General features: G+C 25.1%; 21 protein-coding genes. 18 read left to right on the top strand and 3 right to left on the bottom strand.

The features are described from left to right. Positions 1 to 87 precede the first annotated feature (87 nt). A complete protein-coding gene (locus tag ASUIS_RS07570) occupies positions 88 to 1,587 on the bottom strand; it encodes a hypothetical protein (protein WP_118886456.1) in 1,500 nt (499 codons plus the stop codon). A 166-nt stretch (positions 1,588 to 1,753) separates the two neighbouring features. On the opposite strand from ASUIS_RS07570, the gene ASUIS_RS07575 reads away from it, so the two are divergent. The 18 genes from ASUIS_RS07575 (at position 1,754) to ASUIS_RS07660 (ending at position 20,645) form a co-directional block, all read left to right on the top strand. After that, the gene (locus ASUIS_RS07575) at positions 1,754 to 2,512 is read left to right on the top strand and encodes an SDR family NAD(P)-dependent oxidoreductase (protein WP_118886457.1); all 759 of its coding nucleotides are present in this window, start codon (positions 1,754 to 1,756) and stop codon (positions 2,510 to 2,512) included. A 40-nt stretch (positions 2,513 to 2,552) separates the two neighbouring features. Beyond that, positions 2,553 to 3,815, top strand: a complete 1,263-nt coding sequence (locus ASUIS_RS07580) for an MFS transporter (RefSeq protein WP_118886458.1) — start codon at positions 2,553 to 2,555, stop codon at positions 3,813 to 3,815. Positions 3,816 to 3,873: 58 nt separating this feature from the next. Further along, the gene (locus ASUIS_RS07585) at positions 3,874 to 4,362 is read left to right on the top strand and encodes a lipocalin family protein (protein WP_118886459.1); all 489 of its coding nucleotides are present in this window, start codon (positions 3,874 to 3,876) and stop codon (positions 4,360 to 4,362) included. Further along, positions 4,359 to 5,597, top strand: a complete 1,239-nt coding sequence (locus tag ASUIS_RS07590; RefSeq protein WP_118886460.1) for an NAD(P)/FAD-dependent oxidoreductase — start codon at positions 4,359 to 4,361, stop codon at positions 5,595 to 5,597. Before ASUIS_RS07585 ends, ASUIS_RS07590 begins: the two co-directional genes overlap by 4 nt. A gap of 1 nt (position 5,598) precedes the next feature. Next, a complete protein-coding gene (locus ASUIS_RS07595) occupies positions 5,599 to 6,351 on the top strand; it encodes a DUF1365 domain-containing protein (RefSeq protein WP_118886461.1) in 753 nt (250 codons plus the stop codon). Between the two features lie 2 nt (positions 6,352 to 6,353). After that, positions 6,354 to 7,580, top strand: a complete 1,227-nt coding sequence (locus tag ASUIS_RS07600; protein ID WP_118886462.1) for an SAM-dependent methyltransferase — start codon at positions 6,354 to 6,356, stop codon at positions 7,578 to 7,580. Beyond that, entirely contained in the window at positions 7,577 to 8,104 is a 528-nt protein-coding gene (locus ASUIS_RS07605) for a DUF3833 domain-containing protein (RefSeq protein WP_118886463.1), read from the top strand. The genes ASUIS_RS07600 and ASUIS_RS07605 overlap by 4 nt, the downstream gene beginning before the upstream one ends. 3 nt (positions 8,105 to 8,107) lie before the next feature. After that, complete coding sequence (locus ASUIS_RS07610; RefSeq protein WP_118886464.1) at positions 8,108 to 9,163, top strand: EAL domain-containing protein; 1,056 nt, start codon at positions 8,108 to 8,110, stop codon at positions 9,161 to 9,163. 158 nt (positions 9,164 to 9,321) lie between these two features. Further along, a complete protein-coding gene (locus tag ASUIS_RS07615) occupies positions 9,322 to 12,696 on the top strand; it encodes a PAS domain-containing protein (protein WP_118886465.1) in 3,375 nt (1,124 codons plus the stop codon). A gap of 46 nt (positions 12,697 to 12,742) precedes the next feature. Further along, positions 12,743 to 14,137, top strand: a complete 1,395-nt coding sequence (locus ASUIS_RS07620; RefSeq protein ID WP_118886466.1) for a cryptochrome/photolyase family protein — start codon at positions 12,743 to 12,745, stop codon at positions 14,135 to 14,137. A 43-nt stretch (positions 14,138 to 14,180) separates the two neighbouring features. Next, the gene (locus ASUIS_RS07625) at positions 14,181 to 15,416 is read left to right on the top strand and encodes a putative DNA modification/repair radical SAM protein (RefSeq protein ID WP_118886467.1); all 1,236 of its coding nucleotides are present in this window, start codon (positions 14,181 to 14,183) and stop codon (positions 15,414 to 15,416) included. Continuing rightward, on the top strand, positions 15,413 to 16,153 hold the full coding sequence (locus ASUIS_RS07630; protein ID WP_118886468.1) for a TIGR03915 family putative DNA repair protein: 741 nt from the start codon (positions 15,413 to 15,415) through the stop codon (positions 16,151 to 16,153). Before ASUIS_RS07625 ends, ASUIS_RS07630 begins: the two co-directional genes overlap by 4 nt. Positions 16,154 to 16,209: 56 nt before the next feature. Further along, entirely contained in the window at positions 16,210 to 16,731 is a 522-nt protein-coding gene (locus ASUIS_RS07635) for a lipocalin family protein (RefSeq protein ID WP_118886469.1), read from the top strand. 3 nt (positions 16,732 to 16,734) lie between these two features. Continuing rightward, positions 16,735 to 17,043: a TIGR03643 family protein gene (locus ASUIS_RS07640; RefSeq protein ID WP_118886470.1), complete on the top strand. Its 309-nt coding sequence runs from the start codon at positions 16,735 to 16,737 to the stop codon at positions 17,041 to 17,043. 66 nt (positions 17,044 to 17,109) lie between these two features. Then, the gene (locus ASUIS_RS07645; protein ID WP_118886471.1) at positions 17,110 to 17,373 is read left to right on the top strand and encodes a hypothetical protein; all 264 of its coding nucleotides are present in this window, start codon (positions 17,110 to 17,112) and stop codon (positions 17,371 to 17,373) included. Between the two features lie 176 nt (positions 17,374 to 17,549). Next, positions 17,550 to 18,926 (top strand): ABC1 kinase family protein, encoded by a 1,377-nt coding sequence (locus tag ASUIS_RS07650; protein WP_226799877.1) that lies wholly within the window; start codon positions 17,550 to 17,552, stop codon positions 18,924 to 18,926. 8 nt (positions 18,927 to 18,934) lie between these two features. After that, entirely contained in the window at positions 18,935 to 19,843 is a 909-nt protein-coding gene (locus ASUIS_RS07655) for an NAD(P)-binding protein (RefSeq protein WP_118886473.1), read from the top strand. Between the two features lie 82 nt (positions 19,844 to 19,925). After that, positions 19,926 to 20,645 carry a response regulator transcription factor gene (locus ASUIS_RS07660; protein ID WP_118886474.1) on the top strand — a complete coding sequence of 240 codons (720 nt, stop codon included), beginning with the start codon at positions 19,926 to 19,928 and terminating at the stop codon, positions 20,643 to 20,645. Between the two features lie 6 nt (positions 20,646 to 20,651). On the opposite strand, the gene ASUIS_RS07665 is transcribed toward ASUIS_RS07660, so the two are convergent. Both ASUIS_RS07665 and ASUIS_RS07670 read right to left on the bottom strand, forming a co-directional pair. After that, a complete protein-coding gene (locus tag ASUIS_RS07665) occupies positions 20,652 to 21,398 on the bottom strand; it encodes a response regulator transcription factor (RefSeq protein ID WP_118886475.1) in 747 nt (248 codons plus the stop codon). Between the two features lie 9 nt (positions 21,399 to 21,407). Beyond that, complete coding sequence (locus tag ASUIS_RS07670) at positions 21,408 to 21,743, bottom strand: hypothetical protein (RefSeq protein WP_118886476.1); 336 nt, start codon at positions 21,741 to 21,743, stop codon at positions 21,408 to 21,410. Positions 21,744 to 21,750: the final 7 nt, after the last annotated feature.

The following is a 21,750-nucleotide window of genomic DNA, read 5'->3' on the forward strand; positions in this document are numbered from 1 at the left end:
TATAATTCTCTCCATTTATTTTATTTATTCGTATATTGATTTCGCGATTATATCTTAAAAAATCTATTTAAGACTTAATTTAAGCTCTTAAATCTCTTTTTCAAATGCTAATCTCATAATCTCATCTTCTGTTAAATGTCTCATTCTTGTGTCATCTTCAGGAGGATATTTGATAATTAAAACTTTTGTTTTTAAATCATCTAAACGATATTTAGTTAAGTTTTTTATTAGATTATCATTTATCATTTCTTTTGATAAAGTAGCTTGTTCAAGCATTTTTGTAATAACATTTTCAAGATTTTTTTTCGTCTCTTCAAAAGCTTTTTCTTCATCTGTTAATGAAATATATTGTTTATCTAAATATTTCATTACAAAATCTGCTGGATATTTATAAGTTGTAATTCCCTTATAAACATACTTTTGACATTTTATATTTGGTATATGAACCCCTGTAAAAATATATCCAAGTACAGTATTTATACCATCTAACTCTTTTAAAGGATTATGAGAACAAATGAAATCTTCTTTTACAACCGATGGAGAAAACTCTAATGACGTAATATTGTTATGTAAAATAATAAAACTTCCACCTACTTCTTTTGGTCCACCTTTTAGAGAAAATATCTCGTTTTTATGAGCCATAAAACTTCCAGTAACTTTTTTTGGACTTCCTTCAAGTGAAGTTAATTCATTATCTCCAATATCAAAATCACCCTCAACAATATTAAAATTAAGCGGTAATTTTAATAAGTTGGCCAATTTATCAGCTAGTCTTACATCACCATGAACATTTACTGAATTATCTTTTAAAATAGTAAAATTTTTTATTTCATGTTTTCTAAGCCATCTGCTGATATCATCAACATTTGTAAGTGCAACAATAGGTTTATAAATATGTGAAATAACTTCACTACCTTTATATCTCCATGTTTTTTCTTCTTCATTAAATGTACTTGTAAGATGATTTAATCTAATGTCAGTTACTAAATCCCAGCCTATTTCATCAGCAACTCCATCTAAATCTGTTAAATTATTTTTAGAACAAAAATAGTCTTGCCCAACAGAAACAGGTCCACCGATTAATCTTTCTATTAAATTTTCAGAACAATCAAAAGATGCATCAACATATTTTGGTCCACCTTTTAAAGTAGCTATTTTGTTAGAAGAGCATTTAAAAAAACCTTTTATTGTTCTGGGCATTCCTTTTATAGAATCAATTAAATTATTAGAACAATCAAAATTTCCTTTAACCTCTTTTGGAGCATAAGATAAATTTTTTAGTTGATTAAAAGAACAATCGAAATCGCCAACTTCTGTTGGTCCTTCAAAAAGAGAAGTTAAATTATTTCTTGAACAATTGAAATCTCCAGTTACGGTTTTGGGGCATCCATCAAGTGAAGTTAAACCATTATTACTTATATCAAAATATCCATCAACCATTTTAAATTTAACAGGTATTTTTTTTACACTTAACTTTTTATTTAGATTAACATTTCCTTGAACTGTTATGTAGAAATCTTCTGAAATTAGATAATTATTTATAGCATGCTCTTTAAGCCATTTTTCGATTTCTGCGAGACTATTCATCATCTACCTTTATTATTATTATTTTTAATTAATACTACATTTTAGCATTTTATATCTTAAAATATTAATATCAAACTACATATAAAACATACAAAAAAACTTTTTATTGCCATATAATCTTTTCAAGTTAGTATTTGCTGGCTTATATAAACAAAGGTTGTTTATCATGAAAAAAAGAGTTTGGATTATTGGTGCTAGTAGTGGAATTGGTTTAGACTTAGTTAAGTTATGGTTACAAAATAATTATCAAGTAATAGCAAGTTCTAGAGATATTGAAAATTCAAACGAGCTACTAAAACTAAAATCAACTTACTCAAATAATCTGGAACTTTTAAATATTGATGTTTTAGATAATGAAAATGTTATTAAAAGTGTGACTGAAGCATACAATATTTTTAATGGTTTAGATATTTGTTTTTTTAATGCGGGAGTTTATGAATCAATGACTTACGAGCAATGGGATATTTCAAACTTTGAATCCATGATAAATATAAATTATTTAGGTGCTATAAGAGTTTTAAAACCTCTAATTGCATTTTTAGAAAAACAAAAACATAAGTCAACTATTGTTTTAAATGCAAGTTTATCAAGTTACTTTGGTTTACCTTATGGTGGAGCTTATAGTGCTTCAAAGGCAGCTTTAGTTAATTTTGCCCAAGCGATTCAACCAGAATTGCAAAGAAAAAATATTTATGTTCAAATCATAAATCATGGTTTTGTGAAAACAAGACTTACAGCTAAAAATGATTTTGAAATGCCACAATTAATGGAAGTAAATTATGCAGCAAGAAAAATATTTGATGGACTAAATAAACCCTATAAATTTGAGATTTCGTTTCCTTTTGTTTTATCCAAATTTTTACGGTTAATTAGTTTGTTGCCTTATAAATTGAGTTTTTCTATATGCAAAAAGTTTTTAAAATGATTAAAACAACAATTATTGTGAAATATAATGGTTTGATTTAATGAATAATAATCCCCTCAAAAGCAAAGAGATTTTCCTTTATGGAATATTGGGAATTCCCATTGCTTTTTTGGGTTTTCCTTTATATATTTATTTACCCTCTTTTTATGTTGAGCATATTGGTTTAAGTATTGGAGTTGTTGGATTTATTTCATTAATAGCTCGATTAATTGATATGATTGCTGACCCATTTATTGGTCGTTTTAGTGATATTTATAGCTCAAAATTTAATATAATTTTTATTTCATCTTTTTTTCTTTTATTTGGTCTTTTTTTTCTAATAAAACCCATTTTTTATAGTTCTATTTGGTTGTTTTTATGTTCAATAATTACTTATATTTCATACAGTTTTGTTTTGATTCCATACTTAAGTCTGAATTCCATATTAAGCAAAAATGAAAAAGATAACATAAAACTTGCTTTTTCAAGGGAAATATTTATAATAATTGGAGTTTTAATTGCTTTACTTATGCCATATATTTTTTTGGTTTCAAGTGATTCAAAAAAGAGTTTGGAACTTTTACTTTATACGATTTTAATTCTTTTTCCTATCTTTGTTTTGATTTTTTATTTTAAATTAAAAGATTTAGAAATAAAAAATGAAAACATTATTCACAAAGATTTTTTTCTTTCTTTAAAAAACTTTTTTAAAAACTTTCCACATCACAAAAAACTATTTTTTGCTTTTTTATTAAACAATTTAGCAAATGCACTTCCTGCGACTCTATTTTTGTTTTTTGTTAAATATGTTTTAAATTTAGAAGATAAAACAGGTCTTTTTTTGATAATCTACTTTTTAAGTGCGATTATTACTTTTCCATTTTGGATAAAACTTTCAAATAAAATATCAAAAAAATCTACTTGGATTTTGTCAATAATTATTGCTATTAGTGCATTTATTTTTGTCCCTTTTTTAGGTGAAGGAGATTTTTTATATTTTGCAATTATTTGTGTAATAACTGGAATGTGTTTGGGAGCTGATATGGCATTGCCCTCTTCTATTCAAGCGGATGTTGCAAATCAAACAAAACAAAATAATGAAGACTTAACAGGAGTTTTATTTGGATTTTGGGCGATGATTACAAAACTATCTTTATCATTGGCAGTTGCAATTTCATTTATAACTTTAGAATTTGCAAACTTTGAAACTTCAAATATAAATCAAAATTCAATTGTTGCAATAATAGTTTTATATTCGATTCTACCAATAATTTTGAAACTATCTTCTATTTTTTTGTTATTAAAATATAAAGAGACAAATTAAGCATACAAAACTTCCTTTTTTTATAATAAATTACAATACTTAGAAAAAAGGAGTATTTGTGAAATATATATTTTTAATCATATTTTTTCTTTCACCGATTTTTGCAAATACTTCTGTTGATATTAAAAAATTCTCTGGACTTTGGTACGAAATAGCAAGGGTTGAAAATACTTTTCAAACTTCTTGCGTAGCTTCAAGTGTGGAATATAAACTTCAAGTTGACAATACTTACGATGTTTATAACAGATGTTTTGAAAATGAATTAGACGGAAAATTAATAGAATATAACGGTTTTGCAAAACTAGAAAACAATGAACTTTTTATGAGATATTTTTTAGTTTTTACAAGTTCATACAAAATTGAATATTTGAATAATTACCAAACAGCAGTTATCGCAAATGATGATTATTCAAATCTTTGGATTATGAGTAGAACTGCAAATATAGATAAAAATGAATTAGAAAAAATATTAAAAGATTTAAAAACAAAAATGGATATTTCAAAACTAATCTTTACAAAACTTGACCCAAAAGGAAGATACAAATGAAAATAGCAGTTTTAGGAGCTGGAATTAGTGGACTGGGAAGTGCTTATATTTTAAGCAAAAAACATGAAGTTGATTTATATGAAAAAGATAATCGTTTAGGCGGTCATGCTAGAACTACCATAATAAATGATGAAGATAAAACTTTTGGCGTTGATACTGGTTTTTTAGTTTTTAATCACCCTACTTATCCACTTTTGACAAAATTATTTGAACAACTAAATGTGAAAATAGAAAATTCAGATATGAGTTTTGCTTTTTGGGATAGGAATAAAAATAGAGCTTATAACGGTTCATCATTAAAAGGAATGTTTGCTCAAAAAAGAAACTTTTTTTCAATATCTCACTACAAAATGATAAAAGATATTTTAACTTTTAATGAAATTGCAATTAAAGATTTAAAAGAAAATAGTTCAAACTTAGACAAAACTTTGGGTGAATATATAAAAAATTATTCAAATGCTTTTAAAGAGAGATATTTACTTCCAATGGGAGCTGCTATTTGGTCAACTCCTAGTGATGAAATGAATCTTTTTCCAGCAAGAACATTTTTGACATTTTTCAAAAATCATGGACTTTTAGGTGTTTCAAGTCACCATCAATGGCTAACTGTTTCAAATGGAAGTATTAATTATGTAAATAAAATTAAAGAAAAAATCTCTGGAAAAATATTTTTAAACTCTGATGTTATAAAAGTTCAAAGGGAAGAAAATGGCATTTTTCTAATCCATGAAAATGGAACTAAAACTTTTTATGATAAAGTAATCCTAGCTATGCACGCTCCACAAGCTTTGGAAATTTTAGAAAATCCAACACCAAAAGAAGTTGAAATTTTAAGTGCTTTTAAATATAAAGAAAATAGCGCTGTTTTACACAATGACAATAATATTTTATATCCAAACAAAAAAATGTATGCAGCATGGAATTACACAAGTACAAATTCAAAAAATAAAGCTGTGACTCTTAGTTATTGGATAAATACTCTACAAAATCTAAAAACAAAAAAAGATTATTTTGTATCGTTAAATGAAACACAAAATATAAATAATGTAATTGAAAAAATCTCTTACGAACATCCACAATTTAATTCACTTGCCATAGAAATGCAAAAAAGAAAAGATGAAATTTGTGGAGTTAATAACACATATTTTGCTGGAGCTTATTGGAGATATGGTTTCCATGAAGATGGACTTTTAAGTGCTACAAAAGTGGCTTCTAAACTTGGATGTGAGTTCTAAAATGCCTAATATATCAAATCACAATATTTTTGAAGGAACTATTTATCATAAAAGATTTCTTCCTAAAAAGCACGATTTTAAATATAACTTTTATCTGCTTGATATTGATGTATTTGATTTAAAAAGTTTAGAAAACAAAATTTTTTCTATAAACAAACTAAATTTTATGAGTTTACAAAGTTTTGACCACTTTGGAACAAGCCTTGATTTTATGAAAAATATAGAAGAACTTTTAAAAAAGTTTGATTTAAAAGCAAGTCCAAAAATGAGATTCATCACACTTCCTAGGGTATTAAACTTTGTTTTTAATCCAATTAGTGTTTTGGTTTTATTTGATGAAGAAAATCTTCCAACTCATATTTTAGCTGAAGTTCATAACTACAACAACGGTCGTGTTGTTTACCCTGTGCAATTAGAAAAAAGAGGAAATTCATATTTTGGAGTTGTAAAAAAAGATATGTATGTATCGCCTTTTTTTAAGTGTGAGGGAGTTTATGAATTTGAACTAAAGTATGACCAAAACAAATTATTTATAAAAATAGATTTATATGAAGACAAACAACACAAATTAACAGCGGTTTTTAACTCAAAATCAATGCCTTATAATTTTAAAAATATACTAAAAATATTTTTTAGATATATGTTCAGCACCTTTTTAGTGGTGAGTAGAACATATTTTCAAGCTATTAGGCTTTATTTAAAAGGTTTAAAAATCTATTTTCCAAGAGAAAATGACAAAACAAGGAGGTATTAAAAATGCAAAAATTATGGAACAAATTTGGAGATAACTTCTTTTCAAAAATAAAAATAGGAACACTTGAAGTAATCTATAAAAATGGAACTATCAAACTTTATGGAGAAAAAAGAATTGAAGAAAAAATCACTTTAGAAATACATAATAATAGATTTTTCACAAGAGTTATGCTTTATGGAGATATTGGTTTTTCTGAGAGTTATATAGACAAAGATTTTGAAACTTCAAATCTTACAAAACTAATAGAACTAGCACTTTTAAATACAAAATATCTTGGAACTACAAGTGAAAATGAAAAAAACAAACTAATAAATCTAATGCCAGTTTTTAATAAAATAAAACATAGTTTACGAAAAAATTCAAAAACAAACTCAAGAAAAAATATCTCAGCCCACTATGACCTATCAAATGAGTTTTATAAACTAATGTTAGATGAAACTATGATGTATTCAAGTGCTGTATTTTCCCACAAAGAGCAAGATTTATATGAAGCACAAAAAAACAAGTTAGAAAAACTCTCATCAAAACTAAATCTAAAAGAAGGCTCAAAAGTTCTAGAAATTGGTTCAGGTTGGGGAGCTATGGCACTTCATTTGGCAAATGATAAAAAGTGTGAAGTTACAACTGTAACTTTAAGTGTTGAGCAAAAGAAACTTTGTGAAAATAGATTTAAAGAGCATAATGTAGAAGATAAAATCGATATTTTACTAAAAGATTATAGGGATTTAAACGGAAAATTTGATGCAATAATTGCTATTGAGATGTTTGAAGCTGTAGGCAAAGAGTATTTTCATATCTTCTTTAAAAAATGCCAAGAATTACTAAAACCAAATGGTGTTTTAGTTCTTCAAGTAATAACAATGCCTGATCAAAGATATAAAGATTATTCAAAAGGAACTGATTTTATACAAAAATATATTTTCCCAGGTGGTCATCTTCCAAGTATCTCTAAAATCCTTGAAGTGACAAGCAAACACACAAGATTAAATCTAAATCATCTTGAAGAGTTCACAGAAGATTATGCAAAAACTTTGAATATTTGGCATGAGAATTTTGAAAAAAAATTGGAAGAAGTTAAAAAGTTAGGTTTTGATGACTATTTTATACGAATGTGGAAAATGTATCTAAACTATTGTGAAGCTGCATTTTTAACAAGAAACATAAATCTTCATCAATTGGTTTTTACAAGAGACCAAAATATAGATTTAAACAAAGGATTAATCGCATGAAAAATTTAATATTAGTTTTTTTAACAACAATACTACTAACAGGATGTACGAGCATGAAAATAGAAGATTTTAACAACACAAAACCAGAGTTTATTCCACAAGATTATTTTAATGGAAAACTAAGAGCCTATGGAATCGTAAAAGATAGAAGTGGAAAAATAACAAGAACATTCAAAGGAACAATGATTGGTTCTTGGGATAAAAATGGCGTTGGAACACTTGATGAGTATTTTGTTTATAATGATGGTGAAGAGATGAAAAGGGTTTGGACTTTAAAACCTACTGAAAATAAAAAGTTTATAGCAACTGCCGATGATATTATTGGGGAAAGCCCAATGATAGCAAATGGAAATACAGTAATGCTTGATTATGTTATGAGAACTGCTTATAAAGATTCTACTATTGATTTAAGTGTTCAAGATTGGCTTCATTTACAAGATGATGGAGTTATTATAAATCACTCTAAACTGAAAAAATTTGGCTTTGTTGTTGGCGAAATTGTAATTACGATAATTAAGGATTAAAAAATGGCTTGTAAATGCAAAGATATTTTTAGCATAAGTGAGAAAAAAAGTAAGATTCATTTTATAACTCAAATAACAGAGTTAATAATAAAATCTTCAAATTTAATGAAAACTTTGGGATTTGAAACTTCAAAAATAGAAGGAATTGTAACTATTGAAAATAAAAATCCAAAGCTTTTTTTTGAAGAGAATTTTGACTTTTTTAATACAAATTTTAATGATTTAGAAAAAGATGAAATAAAAATATTCATAGAAAATGAAGAAAATCAACTTTCACTTGGAACTATATTTTTTGCAAAACCAATGAACAGATATTTACATTTTATTGAAGATAGGAACTTCTTTGATATTATAGAAAATAGCAGTTTAACAGCCCACTTTCAAGCAATCATTGATATGAAAACAAATAAAATATTTGCCTATGAGGCTCTTACACGTGGAGTTTTGCCAAATGGTGAACTTATGTATCCCGATATTTTATTTTCAAAATCTACACGAAATGATATGAACTTTACCCTTGATAGAATGTGCAGAGAAACTGCACTTAAAACAACAGCTGTGAAAAAAATAGATGCAAAGGTTTTTATAAACTTTATTCCAACTTCTATTTATGATCCGGAATTTTGTTTAGCTTCTACTGTAAAATGGGCAAAACAGCTAGACTTTGACCCAAAAAATATAGTTTTTGAAGTGGTTGAAACACAAAATGTAAAAGATAAAGAACACTTAAAAACTATTTTAAATTTTTATAGAGACAAAGGTTTTTTAATCGCACTTGACGATGTGGGAGAAGGATACTCTTCCCTTAATATGATTATTGATATAAAACCAGACATTATAAAAGTTGATAGAAATATCATAGAAAACATTGACAAAGATACAATGAAACAATCTATTTATAAAGCTTTACGAACAATCTGTATTGACAACAATATAAAAATTCTAGCTGAAGGTGTTGAAACTTTGTATGAACTTGAAAAAGTAAAAGAAATAGGTGTTGATTATGCTCAAGGGTATTATTTTGCCAAACCTAGTGCAGAAATAATTAGAATCATTTAAAAATAATATTTTTTGTTAGTTCTTTTTATCAATAATTAATTTCTTAAACTGTAGTATTCGACAATTTTAAATATTTACTATTTTAAAATAGTAAATATTTAAAATAATAATTTTATAATGTATTTAATACTTCACTAAAAAAATCAGGAATTTCTAATTTGATAAAAAATTTTGACAAAAAAAATTTTGTATATTTATGGTTTATGTTTTTTATTATTGTTTCAATCGTAATTTTTGAAGGAGTTGTTGAATATAAAAAGTCTATAGAAAATGCTTCTGTAAAAACAAATAATCTTACAAGCTTAATTTCTAAAAAACTAGAAAGTGATTTTGAATATACAAATAATTTACTAAATTTTGCTCACAATATAATATTAAATACTATAAAAGAAAACAAATATTTTTTAGAAGCTGATGATTTACAAAAAAAAGAGATTATTTCAAAAAAATTTACTTCTTTAATAAATAATTCTAAAAATATAACTATTTTAAATTATGCCGATTCAAATGGAAATATTATATATTCATCAAATTCTTTAAATGGTAAAATTAATATATCAGATAGAGAACACTTTCAAAAATTAAAAAATAATGAAAACTTAATTACTACTTTTTCTGATGTTATTACCTCAAAAATGACAGGAAAAAGCTCTTTAGTTTTAGCTCGTGCAATTAGAGATGAAAATAAAGATTTATTGGGAGTAATTACTGCTGTAATAAATATAAATACAATAAATGAAATTCTAGCTTCTATAGATTTAGGAGCAAATGGTGTTTCATTGTTAAGAAGATCTGACAACACAAAATTAATTTCAAGATATCCATCTTCAGAAACAGTAGAACTAAATCAATCTTTACCAGAAAATAATCCTATTATTGTTCGAATAAGAACAGGTGAGAAAACAGGAACTCTTGAATATATTGCTTCAACTGATGGTAAAAAAAGAGTTGGAAGTTTTTTAGTTATGGAAGAGTTTCCATTTTATGTACAAACTGCAATATCAGAAGATGTATATTTAGATTCATGGAAAGAAGATTTAAAAGTTGTTGCTGTTTTATTTGTATTATTCATTTTTATAACTTTTTTTATTTTCTTTATTTTAAATAAAAGTTTCAAAAAAGAACAACTAGCAGTTAAAGAGCTGATAAAAAATCAAAACTTATTTTCATCTGGTCCTGTAATAACAATAGAATGGATACCTCAAAATAATTGGCCTATAAAAAATATCTCAAATAACTGTGAAAATATTCTTGGTTATACAAAAGATGAAATGTTATATAAAGATTTTAATTATTCAAATTTAATACATCCAGATGATAAATATAAAATTTTACAAGAAGTTCAATATTTTATTAAAAATAATATAGATATGTTTGAACAATCATATAGAATACAATTAAAAGATGGAACTTATAAGTATTTTTATGACTATACAAAAATAATAAGAAATGACAATAATGAAATTATGAATTTTATTGGTTATATTTTTGATCAAACAAATTTAAAAGAAAAAGAAGAATCTTTATTGATTGAAAGAAATAGATTAAGTTATATTATTTTAGGTACAAACGCAGGTACATGGGAATGGAATATACAAACTAATGAAATAATTTTTAATCATAAATGGGCTGAAATATTAGGTCTTACTCTAGAAGAAATTTCTCCTACAACTATAAACACTTGGGCTAATTTAGTACATCCTGATGATTTAGAAAAAAGTCATGAATTATTAAATAAACATTTTAATAAAGAAATAGATTATTATGATTGTGAAATAAGAATGAAACACAAAAATGGTTCTTGGATTTGGATAAAAGATAGAGGTAAAGTTATATCTTGGGATGATTATAATAAACCTATTTTAATGATGGGAACACATACTGATATTACAAAAGAAAAAGAGTTAATTCAAGAAATAGAAATAGCTAAAAATAGATTTGAAAATATGTTTAAAAACCATGCTTCTATTATGTTATTAATTAACCCAAATAATGGTGAAATAATAGATGCAAATCAAAGTGCAGTTAATTTTTATGGTTATACTTTAGATGAACTAAAACAAATGAATATTTCTAAAATTAATCAAACTAATATGTATTTATTAAAAGAAAAATATGAACAAGTAAAAAATTCAATAAAAAAATCATTTATTTTTTCCCATAAATTAAAAAATGGTCAAATCAAAATAGTAGAAGTTAGTTCTTCACCCATTGAAACAAGTCATGGAATAATTTTATTTTCAATTATAAAAGATATAACAAAAGAACAAGCCTTAGAAAATGAGATTTTAAAAGAAAAAATTAAATTCCAAACTTTTATTAACTTATCTTCTGATGCAATTCTTATATTAGATGAAGAAGGTAAACTTTTAGAATACAGCTTACAAACTCAAAAATATTTAAATTATAGTGATGAAGAAATGGGAAATTTAAATATTTTAGATATTGATAAAGGTTTTAAAAATATTCAAGAATATAAAGAACTTATTTCAAATCTAAATGGAAATCAAACTATGTTTTTTGAAAGAATTCATACAAGAAAAGATAATTCCTATTACAATGCAGCTTTAACAGCTAGAAAAATAAGCCTTGATGGACAAGAATATATTTATTCTTCAGCAAGAGATATAACAGATGAAAAAATCATTCAAAAAAAACTACAAGAATTTTATGAAAATCTGGAAAAACTAATAGAAACTCAAGATAATATTGTAATACTCACAAATGGAAAAGAAATAAAATTTTCAAATCACAAATTTTTTGATTTTTTAGGATTTGAGAATCTGGAAAAATTCAAAGAACAGCATCAATGTATATGTGATTTTTTTATAGAAGACGATAGATTTTTTCATCTAAAAAAGATTAGCACAAATGATAATTGGATAACAAAAATTATGGAGTTTGAAGAATCAAAAAGAATTGTTTCAATAATAGGAAAAGATTTGAAACAATATATTTTTTCAGTAAATGTAAACAAATTTGATGAAGATAATATGATTATAAGTTTTACAGATATTTCGCAAACAATTTTTGAAAATATATATCTTGAAGAAAAAATTTTACATGACAAACTAACAAATGCTTATAGTAGAGAATATTTTGATAGAAATTATCAAAAATTTATTTATGAATGTATTGAAAATAATACAAAACTAGCCCTTGCACTTTTGGATATAGACTACTTCAAAAAAGTAAATGATACTTACGGTCATGATATAGGAGATGAAGTATTAATTAAATTTGTAGAAAAAATACAAAATAATCTGAGAAAAAATGATATTTTAATCCGTTGGGGAGGAGAAGAGTTTATTTTGATTTTACAATTAGAATCTCAAAAAGATTTAGAAAAAAAATTAGAATATTTAAGAAAAACCATCGAAGAAACATCTTTTCCTCAAATAAATAACATAACTTGTTCTATTGGTGGAACAATATATCAAGACAATGAAAATATACTTAAAACTATAAAAAGAGCCGATGAAGCAGTTTATAAAGCAAAAGCAGCAGGTAGAAATAAAGTTCTGATAAATTAACAACTAAAGTATACAAAACCACTTCTAAATTCTATAAACTAGTATTATGAAAATATTTATACTTTACCCAAATCAATTATTTAAAAATTTATCAAACTTCATAAATAAAAAAGTACTTTTAATAGAAGAACCACTATTTTTTACCCAATATGATTTTCATATTCAAAAACTTGTTTTACATCGAGCTAGTATGAAATTTTATGAAAGCTATTTAAAACAAAACAATATTTTAGTTGAGTATTTTGAAGATGAAAGTTATATTGAATTTTATAAAAATGAAAAAGTTTTTGTATATGAACTTTTTGATAATTATTTGGAAAAAAAGGTTTATAAAAACTTTCTAAATATTACAACTATTAAAAATCCAAACTTTATAAACCCAAAAGATACAAACAAGTTTTTGCATAAATTTTATATAAATAGAAGAAAAGAGTTAGATATTTTTATGCAAAATGGAAAACCTCTTTTTGATAAATATAGTTTTGATGAGGATAATAGAAAAAAACTTCCAAAAGATATTAAAATTCCCCCTACTTTAGCTTATGAAAATGAGTTTGTAAAAGAGGCTTTAACTTACTGCAAAAAGTTCAAAAGTGTTGGAGTTTGCGAAAACTTTTATTATCCAACTACTTTTGATGAAGCAAATATTCAATTAAACTATTTTTTAAAAGAAAAATTTGAAAATTTTGGCTCTTTTCAAGATGCAATTACAAAAGATATAAAACAAAACTTTTTATTTCACTCAAATATTTCAAGTAGTTTAAATATTGGTTTACTTGATTTACATGAGTTAATAGAAAAAATAGTAAATTTTGATGCACCATACAATGCAAAAGAAGGCTTTATAAGACAAATTATCGGTTGGCGTGAGTTTATGCTTCGTGTTTATGAAGATGCTGGTGTGGCTCTTAGAAACTCTAATTTTTTTGTGTTTTCAAATCCTATGCCAAAAAAGATTTTAGATGCTAGAAGTGGTATAAAACCTCTAGATGATGCAATAAAAAAACTAGAATTCACAGCTTATAATCACCATATTGAAAGGCTTATGATTTTGGGAAATATTTTTTTATTACTGGAAATCAAACCAAATGAAGTTTACAAGTTTTTTATGAAATATTACATCGATGCTTATGATTGGGTGATGGTTGGAAATGTTTATGGAATGAGTGGATTTAGTGATGGTGGAAGTATTACTACAAAGCCTTATATATCAAGTTCAAACTATCTTTTAAAAATGAGTGATTATAATAAAAATGAAAGTTGGTGCAAAATTTTGGATGCACTCTATTGGAGATTTTTACATATACATTTTCATAAGTTTTCTTCAAATCCACGAATGAAAATGCAAATAGCACTTTTAAATAAAATGCCAAAAGAGAAACTTGAAAATCATCTTAAAATCGCAAATGACTTTTTAGAAAATCTTTTTATTACAAATTGACATATTTTAAAAGAGAAATTTGTAATTCTACTAAAATACAAAAATGAAAATAGATATTTACGAAAAAATGGAAATCCTTAGTAACAGTGCAAAATACGATGTTTCTTGCTCTTCTAGTGGAGTTGAAACTTCATACAAAAAAGGAGAATTGGGAGCAACTCACACAAGTGGAATTTGCCACACTTTTACACCAGATGGAAGATGCGTTTCCCTTCTAAAAGTATTACTTACAAATATTTGTATTTATGATTGTGCTTATTGTATAAACCGTGTTTCAAACGATATCCCAAGAGCTGTTTTTACTCCAAGAGAATTAGCAGATATAACAATCAATTTTTACAAAAGAAACTATATTGAGGGACTATTTTTAAGTTCAGGAATTGTAAAAAACGAAGACCATACTATGACTTTGTTATTAAAAACCCTCAAGATTTTAAGATATGAATATAGATTTAATGGTTATATCCATGTGAAACTAATCCCTGGATGTTCTATGGAATTGGTTGAGCAAATTGTAAAACTAGCAAATAGAGTAAGTTCAAATATTGAACTTCCAAGTGATAAATCCCTAAAACTTCTTGCACCAAATAAAACAAAAGAAAAGGTTTTACAACCACTAAAATTTGCACGAGATTTAAGCCTAGCAAAAGAGCAAAAACCAATAGGAATGAGTACGCAGTTAATCGTTGGAGCAACGCCTGAAAGTGATAGAGATATTTTAAAACTTAGCTCTGCTTTATACGATAAAGCTTTGTTAAAAAGGGTTTATTATAGTGCTTATATTCCAGTGAACAATGACAAAAACCTTCCCTCAATCATCACAAAACCACCACTTTTAAGGGAACATAGACTTTATCAAGCAGATTGGTTACTTAGATTTTATGATTTTTCTTGGGATGAAATAGTTACAGAAGATTTTCCAAACCTAGATGAAGATTTAGACCCAAAAACTTTTTGGGCATTAAACAACTTAAAATATTTTCCAATGGAAATAAACACCACTTCAAAAGAAGAACTTCTTAGAATCCCTGGCATTGGAGCTAGAGGAGTTATGAAGATTTTAAGTGCTAGAAGATTTAAAAGATTGACATTTGATGATTTAAAAAAATTAAAGATTTCTATAAAAAAAGCAAAATATTTTATCACTTGTAACAAAGAGTTTCAAAGACAAGTTCCATTTTATAGGGAAAACCTCAAACTGGCTCTTATAAAACCAGAACCGAAAAAGCTAATTCAACCCTCGCTTTTTAATTTTAGTTCAGTTTCGGGGGAATTATGATTTTAGTTTATGATGGAACTTTTGAGGGCTTTTTATCTTTGGTTTATGAGGTTTATTATAAAAAACTAAAACCTATAAAAATATATAAAACTCTTCCAAATGAGATAGTTTTTGAAGAGATAAAAATCATAGAAACTTCTTTAATTAATTCAATAAAAGTTTTAGATGCAATAAAAGCAAAATTTCCAAAAGAAATTTTAGAAAAGATTTTAAATATTTTTATGTGTGATTCAAAAGAGTTTGAAATGGCTCTTTTAGAATATATAATTATTGGATTCAAAGAAGTAAAACAACTTTTTAATATAAATTTAGAAAGTATTTTTTACCTAAATAATCTTGAAAAAGAGTTATTTAAAAATGTTCACAAAATGACAGGATTTGTAAGATTTGAAGAGTTAGAAAATGGCAGTTTATATGCAAAAGTTGAGTCAAAATTTAATGTACTTTACTTTTTAGGAAAACACTTTTTAAAAAGATTTAACAATCAAAATTTCATAATCCACGACCTGAATAGAAAACTAGCTTTTGTAAAAATAGAAAATGATTTTTCAGTTCAAAAAGTTGCTTTTTTTGATGAACCAAATTATTCATCAAATGAACAAAAATTTCAAAAACTATGGAAAAGTTTTTTTAGTGGTGTTACTTTAAAAGAAAGAATCAATCCAAAACTTCAAAGACAATTAGTTCCTTTACTTTATAGAACTTATATGAATGAATTTTTTGATAAAAGAACATAAAAAAGATACAAAAAAAATCTATTTTTAAATATACTAAAACAAAAAGGATTTCTTTTATGAAAAATATTTTTAAACTTTCAATGCTTATTTTTACTCTATTTTTATTTACAGCTTGTTCTTCAAAAAATCCACCCTTACAAACTGTAGAAAAAGTTGAACTAGATAAGTATTTAGGAACTTGGTATGAAATAGCAAGGTATGAACACTTTTTTGAAAAAGATTGCAAAAACGTAAGTGCAAACTACTCAATGATGAATGAAGAAACAATCAGAGTAATAAATAGATGCACAAAAATACAAACAAATGAAAAAAAAGAGGTAATTGGTCGAGCTTATGCAACTGATGTTACAAATAGCAAATTAAAAGTTAGTTTTTTTAGACCATTTTATGGGGATTATTGGGTTTTAATCTTAGATAAAAACTATGATTATGTGGTTGTGGGAACTCCAAATAGAGAGTATTTATGGATTTTATCAAGAACTTCTAAGCTTGATGAAAAAATCAAAAATGAGATTTTGCAAAAACTTCCAGCTTTAGGTTTTGAAACTTCAAAATTAATCTGGACTATTCAGGAATAAATCATGTATTTTGAGAAAAATGAAAGTTTAAAACTGGATTTTACAAAAAAATCTAAAAAAGAAAAACAGCCTTTAAGTACCTTTCAAGAAGAGGACTTAAATCGTTTGATTGAAATGGCATGGCAAGATAGAACAACATTTGACACTATTTTTGAACTTTATGGATTAACAGAAAATCAAGTAAAAAAGAAAATGCGAACTTTAATGAAAAAAAGCAGTTTTATAATGTGGCGAAAAAGAGTACAAGGGAAAGTCACAAAACATAAAAAGAAAGTTTTACATAAAGTAGTTAGATTTCAAGGTCCTTGGTGATTAAAAGACAAAAAAACTATACAAAACAATATTTGAAAAGCATATACTAAACAAAAAGGATATTTCATGTTAAAAGAACTTATTTTTACAGGACTTGGTGGGGCTTTGGTTTTAAAAGAAAAAATTGAAGATGAACTAAAAAAACTAGAAGAAAAAGGAAAACTTGATACAAAAGATGTAAAAAGTTTTTTAGAATCATTGGAGCAAAAAGGCAAAGAAAGTGATGAGAAGTTTAAGGCTGAACTTAAATCAACTCTAAAAGAGATAATAGATGAATTAGGACTTGCAACAAAAGAAGATTTACAAAAATTAAAAGAGGATTTAAAATAAAAACTTTTTTAAAAAACCTAAATCTTTATTCTCCTAGTAGAGTTTATAGTGTATTTTCATTTTTACTAACTATTTATTTGGTTATAAAAAAGAAACCCAGCTTTCTAATTTTTAAACCTTTAAGCGCAAAAAAATTAAAAGAAACAACTATAAACTTAGGAGCTAGTTTTATAAAATTGGCTCAAGTATTGGCAACTAGGGCTGATTTTTTTTCAAAAGAGTATTTAGATGAATTAAAAGAGTTACATGACCAACTTCCTTGTATGGATGAAAAAGATTGTAATATTATATTTTATAGAGCTTTTAATAAAAACCCTTTCTCTTCATTTGATAATATTCCAATTGCCTCTGCTTCTATTGGGCAAGTTCATGTGGCTTTTTTAAAAAGTGGTGAAAAAGTAGCTGTGAAACTTCGAAGAATGGGAATAAAAGAGCAAGTAAAAGCAGATATAAAAATCATAAATTTCTTTAACACTATTTTTAAACCCCTATTTTCGCACTATACAAAAAATTCTATTGAAGCTGTAGTTTCAGAGTTTTCATCTATGATTTTACAAGAAGTTAGTCTTAATCATGAATTAGCAAATTTACAAAAATTTTCCCAAACATATAAAGATAGTGGAATAAAATTTCCAAAAGCTTTTAGTGAAATTTGTAGTGATGATGCTTTGGTTATGAGTTATGAAGAGGGATTTAGGTTTGATGATAAAGAAAATTTACAAAAAGAGAATATAGACTTTAAAGAAATCATTTCTAAACTTGTAGATTTTTATACAATTCAAATGTTAATAAATGGATATTTTCACGCTGATCCTCATCCTGGAAATTTACTTGTAAACAAACAAGGAGAGCTGATTTTACTTGATTTTGGAATGGTAAAATCAATTCCAAATAATATAAGAGTTGCAATAATTGAGCTTATAAAAGCTGCAAATGAAAGGGATTATGAACTTTATATTAGTGCTAGTAAAAGACTTGGAACAATTGCCCATGAAGCACCTGTTCACGAATTAGCTTTATTCACAGATAAAATGTTTGATATTTTTTCAAATGAAAATTTATCTAGTGAATCTATGCAAAAACTAGCTTTTGATGTCTTAGAAAGTACAAGAAATTTTCCTTTTAAACTTCCAAGTGATGCGATTTATATTTTAAGAGTTAGTGCGATTATTGAAGGACTTGGAACAACTTATATAGAAAATTTTAACGGAATAAAAGATATTTTGCCAATTTTACAGAAAAATATTCCAAAGGCTTTAGGAGCTGGAGATAGTATTATTGAAACTATTATTGATGAAATAAAATCTATTCCTTTTTCAATTAAAGATTTAAAATCAGTTATAAAACAAGCAAGTGTTGGTGAGCTAAAAATCGAAATCTCAAACTCTCAACTTGAATATATAAGTAAAGAAATTAAAGATTTTATAAAACCAATTATTTTATCATTAGCACTTATTTTTACATCAATATTTACTCTTTTATATGACAAAGACTTAAAAGAGATAGCTTTAATACTTTTTACAATTGGTGTAATAAAATTAGTTTATAAATAGAGGTTAAAATGAAAATTGCGATTATTGGAGCTGGTTTTTCTGGCTGTAATTTATATAACAACCTAAAAGAAAAATATGAAGATATTACTATTTTTGAAAAATCAAGGGGAATTGGTGGACGACTTAGCACTAAATATATTGAAGATAAATTTATAGATCATGGAACTTCAAGTTTAATTCCAATAACAGATGATTTAAAATTCTTTTGTTTAGATTTGGCAAAAAATGGTATTTTAAAAACTAAGTATGATGAATTTATTCCAAAAAATGGAATAAACTCTATTTGCAAGTTTTTAATAAATGAAAAAGATTTACAAACAAATACAAAAATAATAAAAGCAAAAAATTCAAATAACAAATGGATTTTAGAAGATGAAAATAATGTTATTTATGATGATTTTGATTTACTTTTTATTGCAATTCCAGCTCCACAAATAACACAAATAAAAATAGAACTCCCTAATGATTTTAAAGAAAAACTCTCACGTATAAAATATGATTCTATCTTCTCACTTATTTTATATTCAAATGAAAACATTAAACTAAATGAAAATAATATTTATGAAAATATTGATGTAAAAAGCATCATTAATAATTCAAAAAAATATCTATACAAGGATTTTACTTCTTATGTAATTCATTCATCAAAAGAGTTTGCGAACTGCGTAAATGAAAAGAATAAAGAAGAGATTTATGATATATTTTTAGATAATTTTGATGATAAAACAAAAAAAGAAATAAAAGAATTTACATTAATTCCACATCTTTGGAAATATGCTTTTTCAAAAAATTCTTTAGATATGCCTTATTTTTTAAATGAAAATAAGAATCTAGGGATTTGTGGAGATTATTTTAATTATTCAAATATTGAAGCTAGTCTTTTAAGTTCAGAACTACTTTCAAAGCGTTTTATTTGAGAAAAAATAATCAAAATAAAAATAAGTTATTTATTTACAAAAATGATACTCATATGATACTATTAAATGGTAAAATTTCAATATGATAACAATTGAAAATTACAAAAAAAATTTAACAATCTTATATATAGAAGATGATCAAATTACTCAACATAAATTAAAAAACATTTTAGGAAGATATTTTAATAAAATTATTCTTGCATCAAATGGAGAAGATGCTTTCGAAAAAATAAAGGTTGAACCTAAAATTGATTTAATTATTAGTGATATAAATATGCCGAAAATGGATGGTTTAGAATTTCTAGAAGAGTTAAGAAAATTTGATTCTAAAATACCATTTATATTTGTAACAGCAAGAGATGAACCAGATAAAATGCTAAAAGCAATTCAATTAGATATAGATAATTACATTTTAAAACCAATAAATCTTGAAAATTTATTAACAATTATCGATAAAGTAGTAAATAAGTTATATAAAGAATATTTAATTTTAGAAAGAAATTCTCATATAAAACTAAATGAAAATCTCTTTTGGAACGAAAATAATAAAACACTAATTTTTAATAATGAAGTAGTAAAACTCACAAAAAAAGAGCTTTTATTTATTGAAATATTAACAAGCAATGATAATAAAGTTCATACAATAGAAGATATTATTTCTATTCTTTGGGAAGACGAATTTTTAGGAAAAGATTATATTTCAAATCTTAAAAATATCATTTCAAGGCTTAGAAATAAAGTTCCTAGTCTAAAAATTGAAAACTTATATGGAATGGGTTATAAAATAAAAAAAACAATCTAAATTTATCTAAATAGTTACCATTTTATAGCCAAATCCATAAATATTTTCTATTGTTAATTCTGGTATTTTACTTCTTAATCTTGAAATCAAATTTTTAAGATTTGAAATATCAGGGTTTTTATCAAACTCTTCATTCCAGATATAAGAGATAATTTCTTCATTTACAAAAATCTTTTCAGGTATTTTAAGAAGTAATTCTATTAATAAAAACTCTTTTTTTGTGAGTCTTAATAATTCATCATTTAAATAGAGTTGTTTTAATTCTTTGTTCCAGATTAGATTATTATTTAATTTTAGGAATATCTCTTTTTTATCTGAAACCTTATATTTTTCCATATAAATTTCTTTTGATATTTTAAATATTATTTGAAAAAAATTGTCATAATCCATTGGTTTTAGAATAAATCTATAAATACCTAAATTAACCAATTCCATAAGATATTCTGATTCATTATGAGCTGATAAAACTATTATTCTTTGATTTGGATTTTCCTTATAAATATGTTTTATAAGTTCAACACCATCCATATTAGGCATTTGAATATCTGTAATTATCAAATCTGGATATTCTTTATTTATTTTATAATAATTGTAATACTGCTCTAAAGCTTCTTTTCCATCAAAAGCAACTTTTATTTTAGAAAAGATCTCATGAAGAAGAAGTTCCATTTTTTTTGAAATTCCCTTGTCATCTTCCACAAATAATATAGATATATCCTTTGCATATTTTTCCAAAGAAACATAATCAATCATTTTGAACCTCTATTCTTTAATATTTTTTTCTCTGATTTCTTTTCTTATCTCTAATTCTTTTCTTATTGCATCACTACTTGTTCTATCTATTAAAGGTCTTTCTATAACTTTTATTTTACCTTTTAATTTGGGATTGAGTTTAAAAAAATCATCAAAATCTATCATAAAAACAGCGCCTTTATTATGGAACTCTACTCGATTTGGATATTTTAAAATATAACAATTTTTGAAATCTTTTTCAAGAGTTCTTGTATTTGATAATTTTTTTAATACGTCATATTTAAAAATCATATACCCAATTATAAATACAACCATACTAAAAAATAATTCTCTAAAATAATCCATTTTTTCC

The sequence above is a fragment of the Arcobacter suis CECT 7833 genome (genome assembly GCF_003544815.1).
GTDB classification, from domain to species: domain Bacteria; phylum Campylobacterota; class Campylobacteria; order Campylobacterales; family Arcobacteraceae; genus Aliarcobacter; species Aliarcobacter suis.

Coding starts and splice junctions, on each gene's coding strand:
- ASUIS_RS07570 (WP_118886456.1), bottom strand. CDS start 1,587: ATGAATAGTCTCGCAGAAATCGAAAAATGGCTTAAAGAGCATGCTATA.
- ASUIS_RS07575 (WP_118886457.1), top strand. CDS start 1,754: ATGAAAAAAAGAGTTTGGATTATTGGTGCTAGTAGTGGAATTGGTTTA.
- ASUIS_RS07580 (WP_118886458.1), top strand. CDS start 2,553: ATGAATAATAATCCCCTCAAAAGCAAAGAGATTTTCCTTTATGGAATA.
- ASUIS_RS07590 (WP_118886460.1), top strand. CDS start 4,359: ATGAAAATAGCAGTTTTAGGAGCTGGAATTAGTGGACTGGGAAGTGCT.
- ASUIS_RS07595 (WP_118886461.1), top strand. CDS start 5,599: ATGCCTAATATATCAAATCACAATATTTTTGAAGGAACTATTTATCAT.
- ASUIS_RS07600 (WP_118886462.1), top strand. CDS start 6,354: ATGCAAAAATTATGGAACAAATTTGGAGATAACTTCTTTTCAAAAATA.
- ASUIS_RS07605 (WP_118886463.1), top strand. CDS start 7,577: ATGAAAAATTTAATATTAGTTTTTTTAACAACAATACTACTAACAGGA.
- ASUIS_RS07610 (WP_118886464.1), top strand. CDS start 8,108: ATGGCTTGTAAATGCAAAGATATTTTTAGCATAAGTGAGAAAAAAAGT.
- ASUIS_RS07620 (WP_118886466.1), top strand. CDS start 12,743: ATGAAAATATTTATACTTTACCCAAATCAATTATTTAAAAATTTATCA.
- ASUIS_RS07625 (WP_118886467.1), top strand. CDS start 14,181: ATGAAAATAGATATTTACGAAAAAATGGAAATCCTTAGTAACAGTGCA.
- ASUIS_RS07630 (WP_118886468.1), top strand. CDS start 15,413: ATGATTTTAGTTTATGATGGAACTTTTGAGGGCTTTTTATCTTTGGTT.
- ASUIS_RS07635 (WP_118886469.1), top strand. CDS start 16,210: ATGAAAAATATTTTTAAACTTTCAATGCTTATTTTTACTCTATTTTTA.
- ASUIS_RS07640 (WP_118886470.1), top strand. CDS start 16,735: ATGTATTTTGAGAAAAATGAAAGTTTAAAACTGGATTTTACAAAAAAA.
- ASUIS_RS07645 (WP_118886471.1), top strand. CDS start 17,110: ATGTTAAAAGAACTTATTTTTACAGGACTTGGTGGGGCTTTGGTTTTA.
- ASUIS_RS07655 (WP_118886473.1), top strand. CDS start 18,935: ATGAAAATTGCGATTATTGGAGCTGGTTTTTCTGGCTGTAATTTATAT.
- ASUIS_RS07660 (WP_118886474.1), top strand. CDS start 19,926: ATGATAACAATTGAAAATTACAAAAAAAATTTAACAATCTTATATATA.
- ASUIS_RS07665 (WP_118886475.1), bottom strand. CDS start 21,398: ATGATTGATTATGTTTCTTTGGAAAAATATGCAAAGGATATATCTATA.
- ASUIS_RS07670 (WP_118886476.1), bottom strand. CDS start 21,743: ATGGATTATTTTAGAGAATTATTTTTTAGTATGGTTGTATTTATAATT.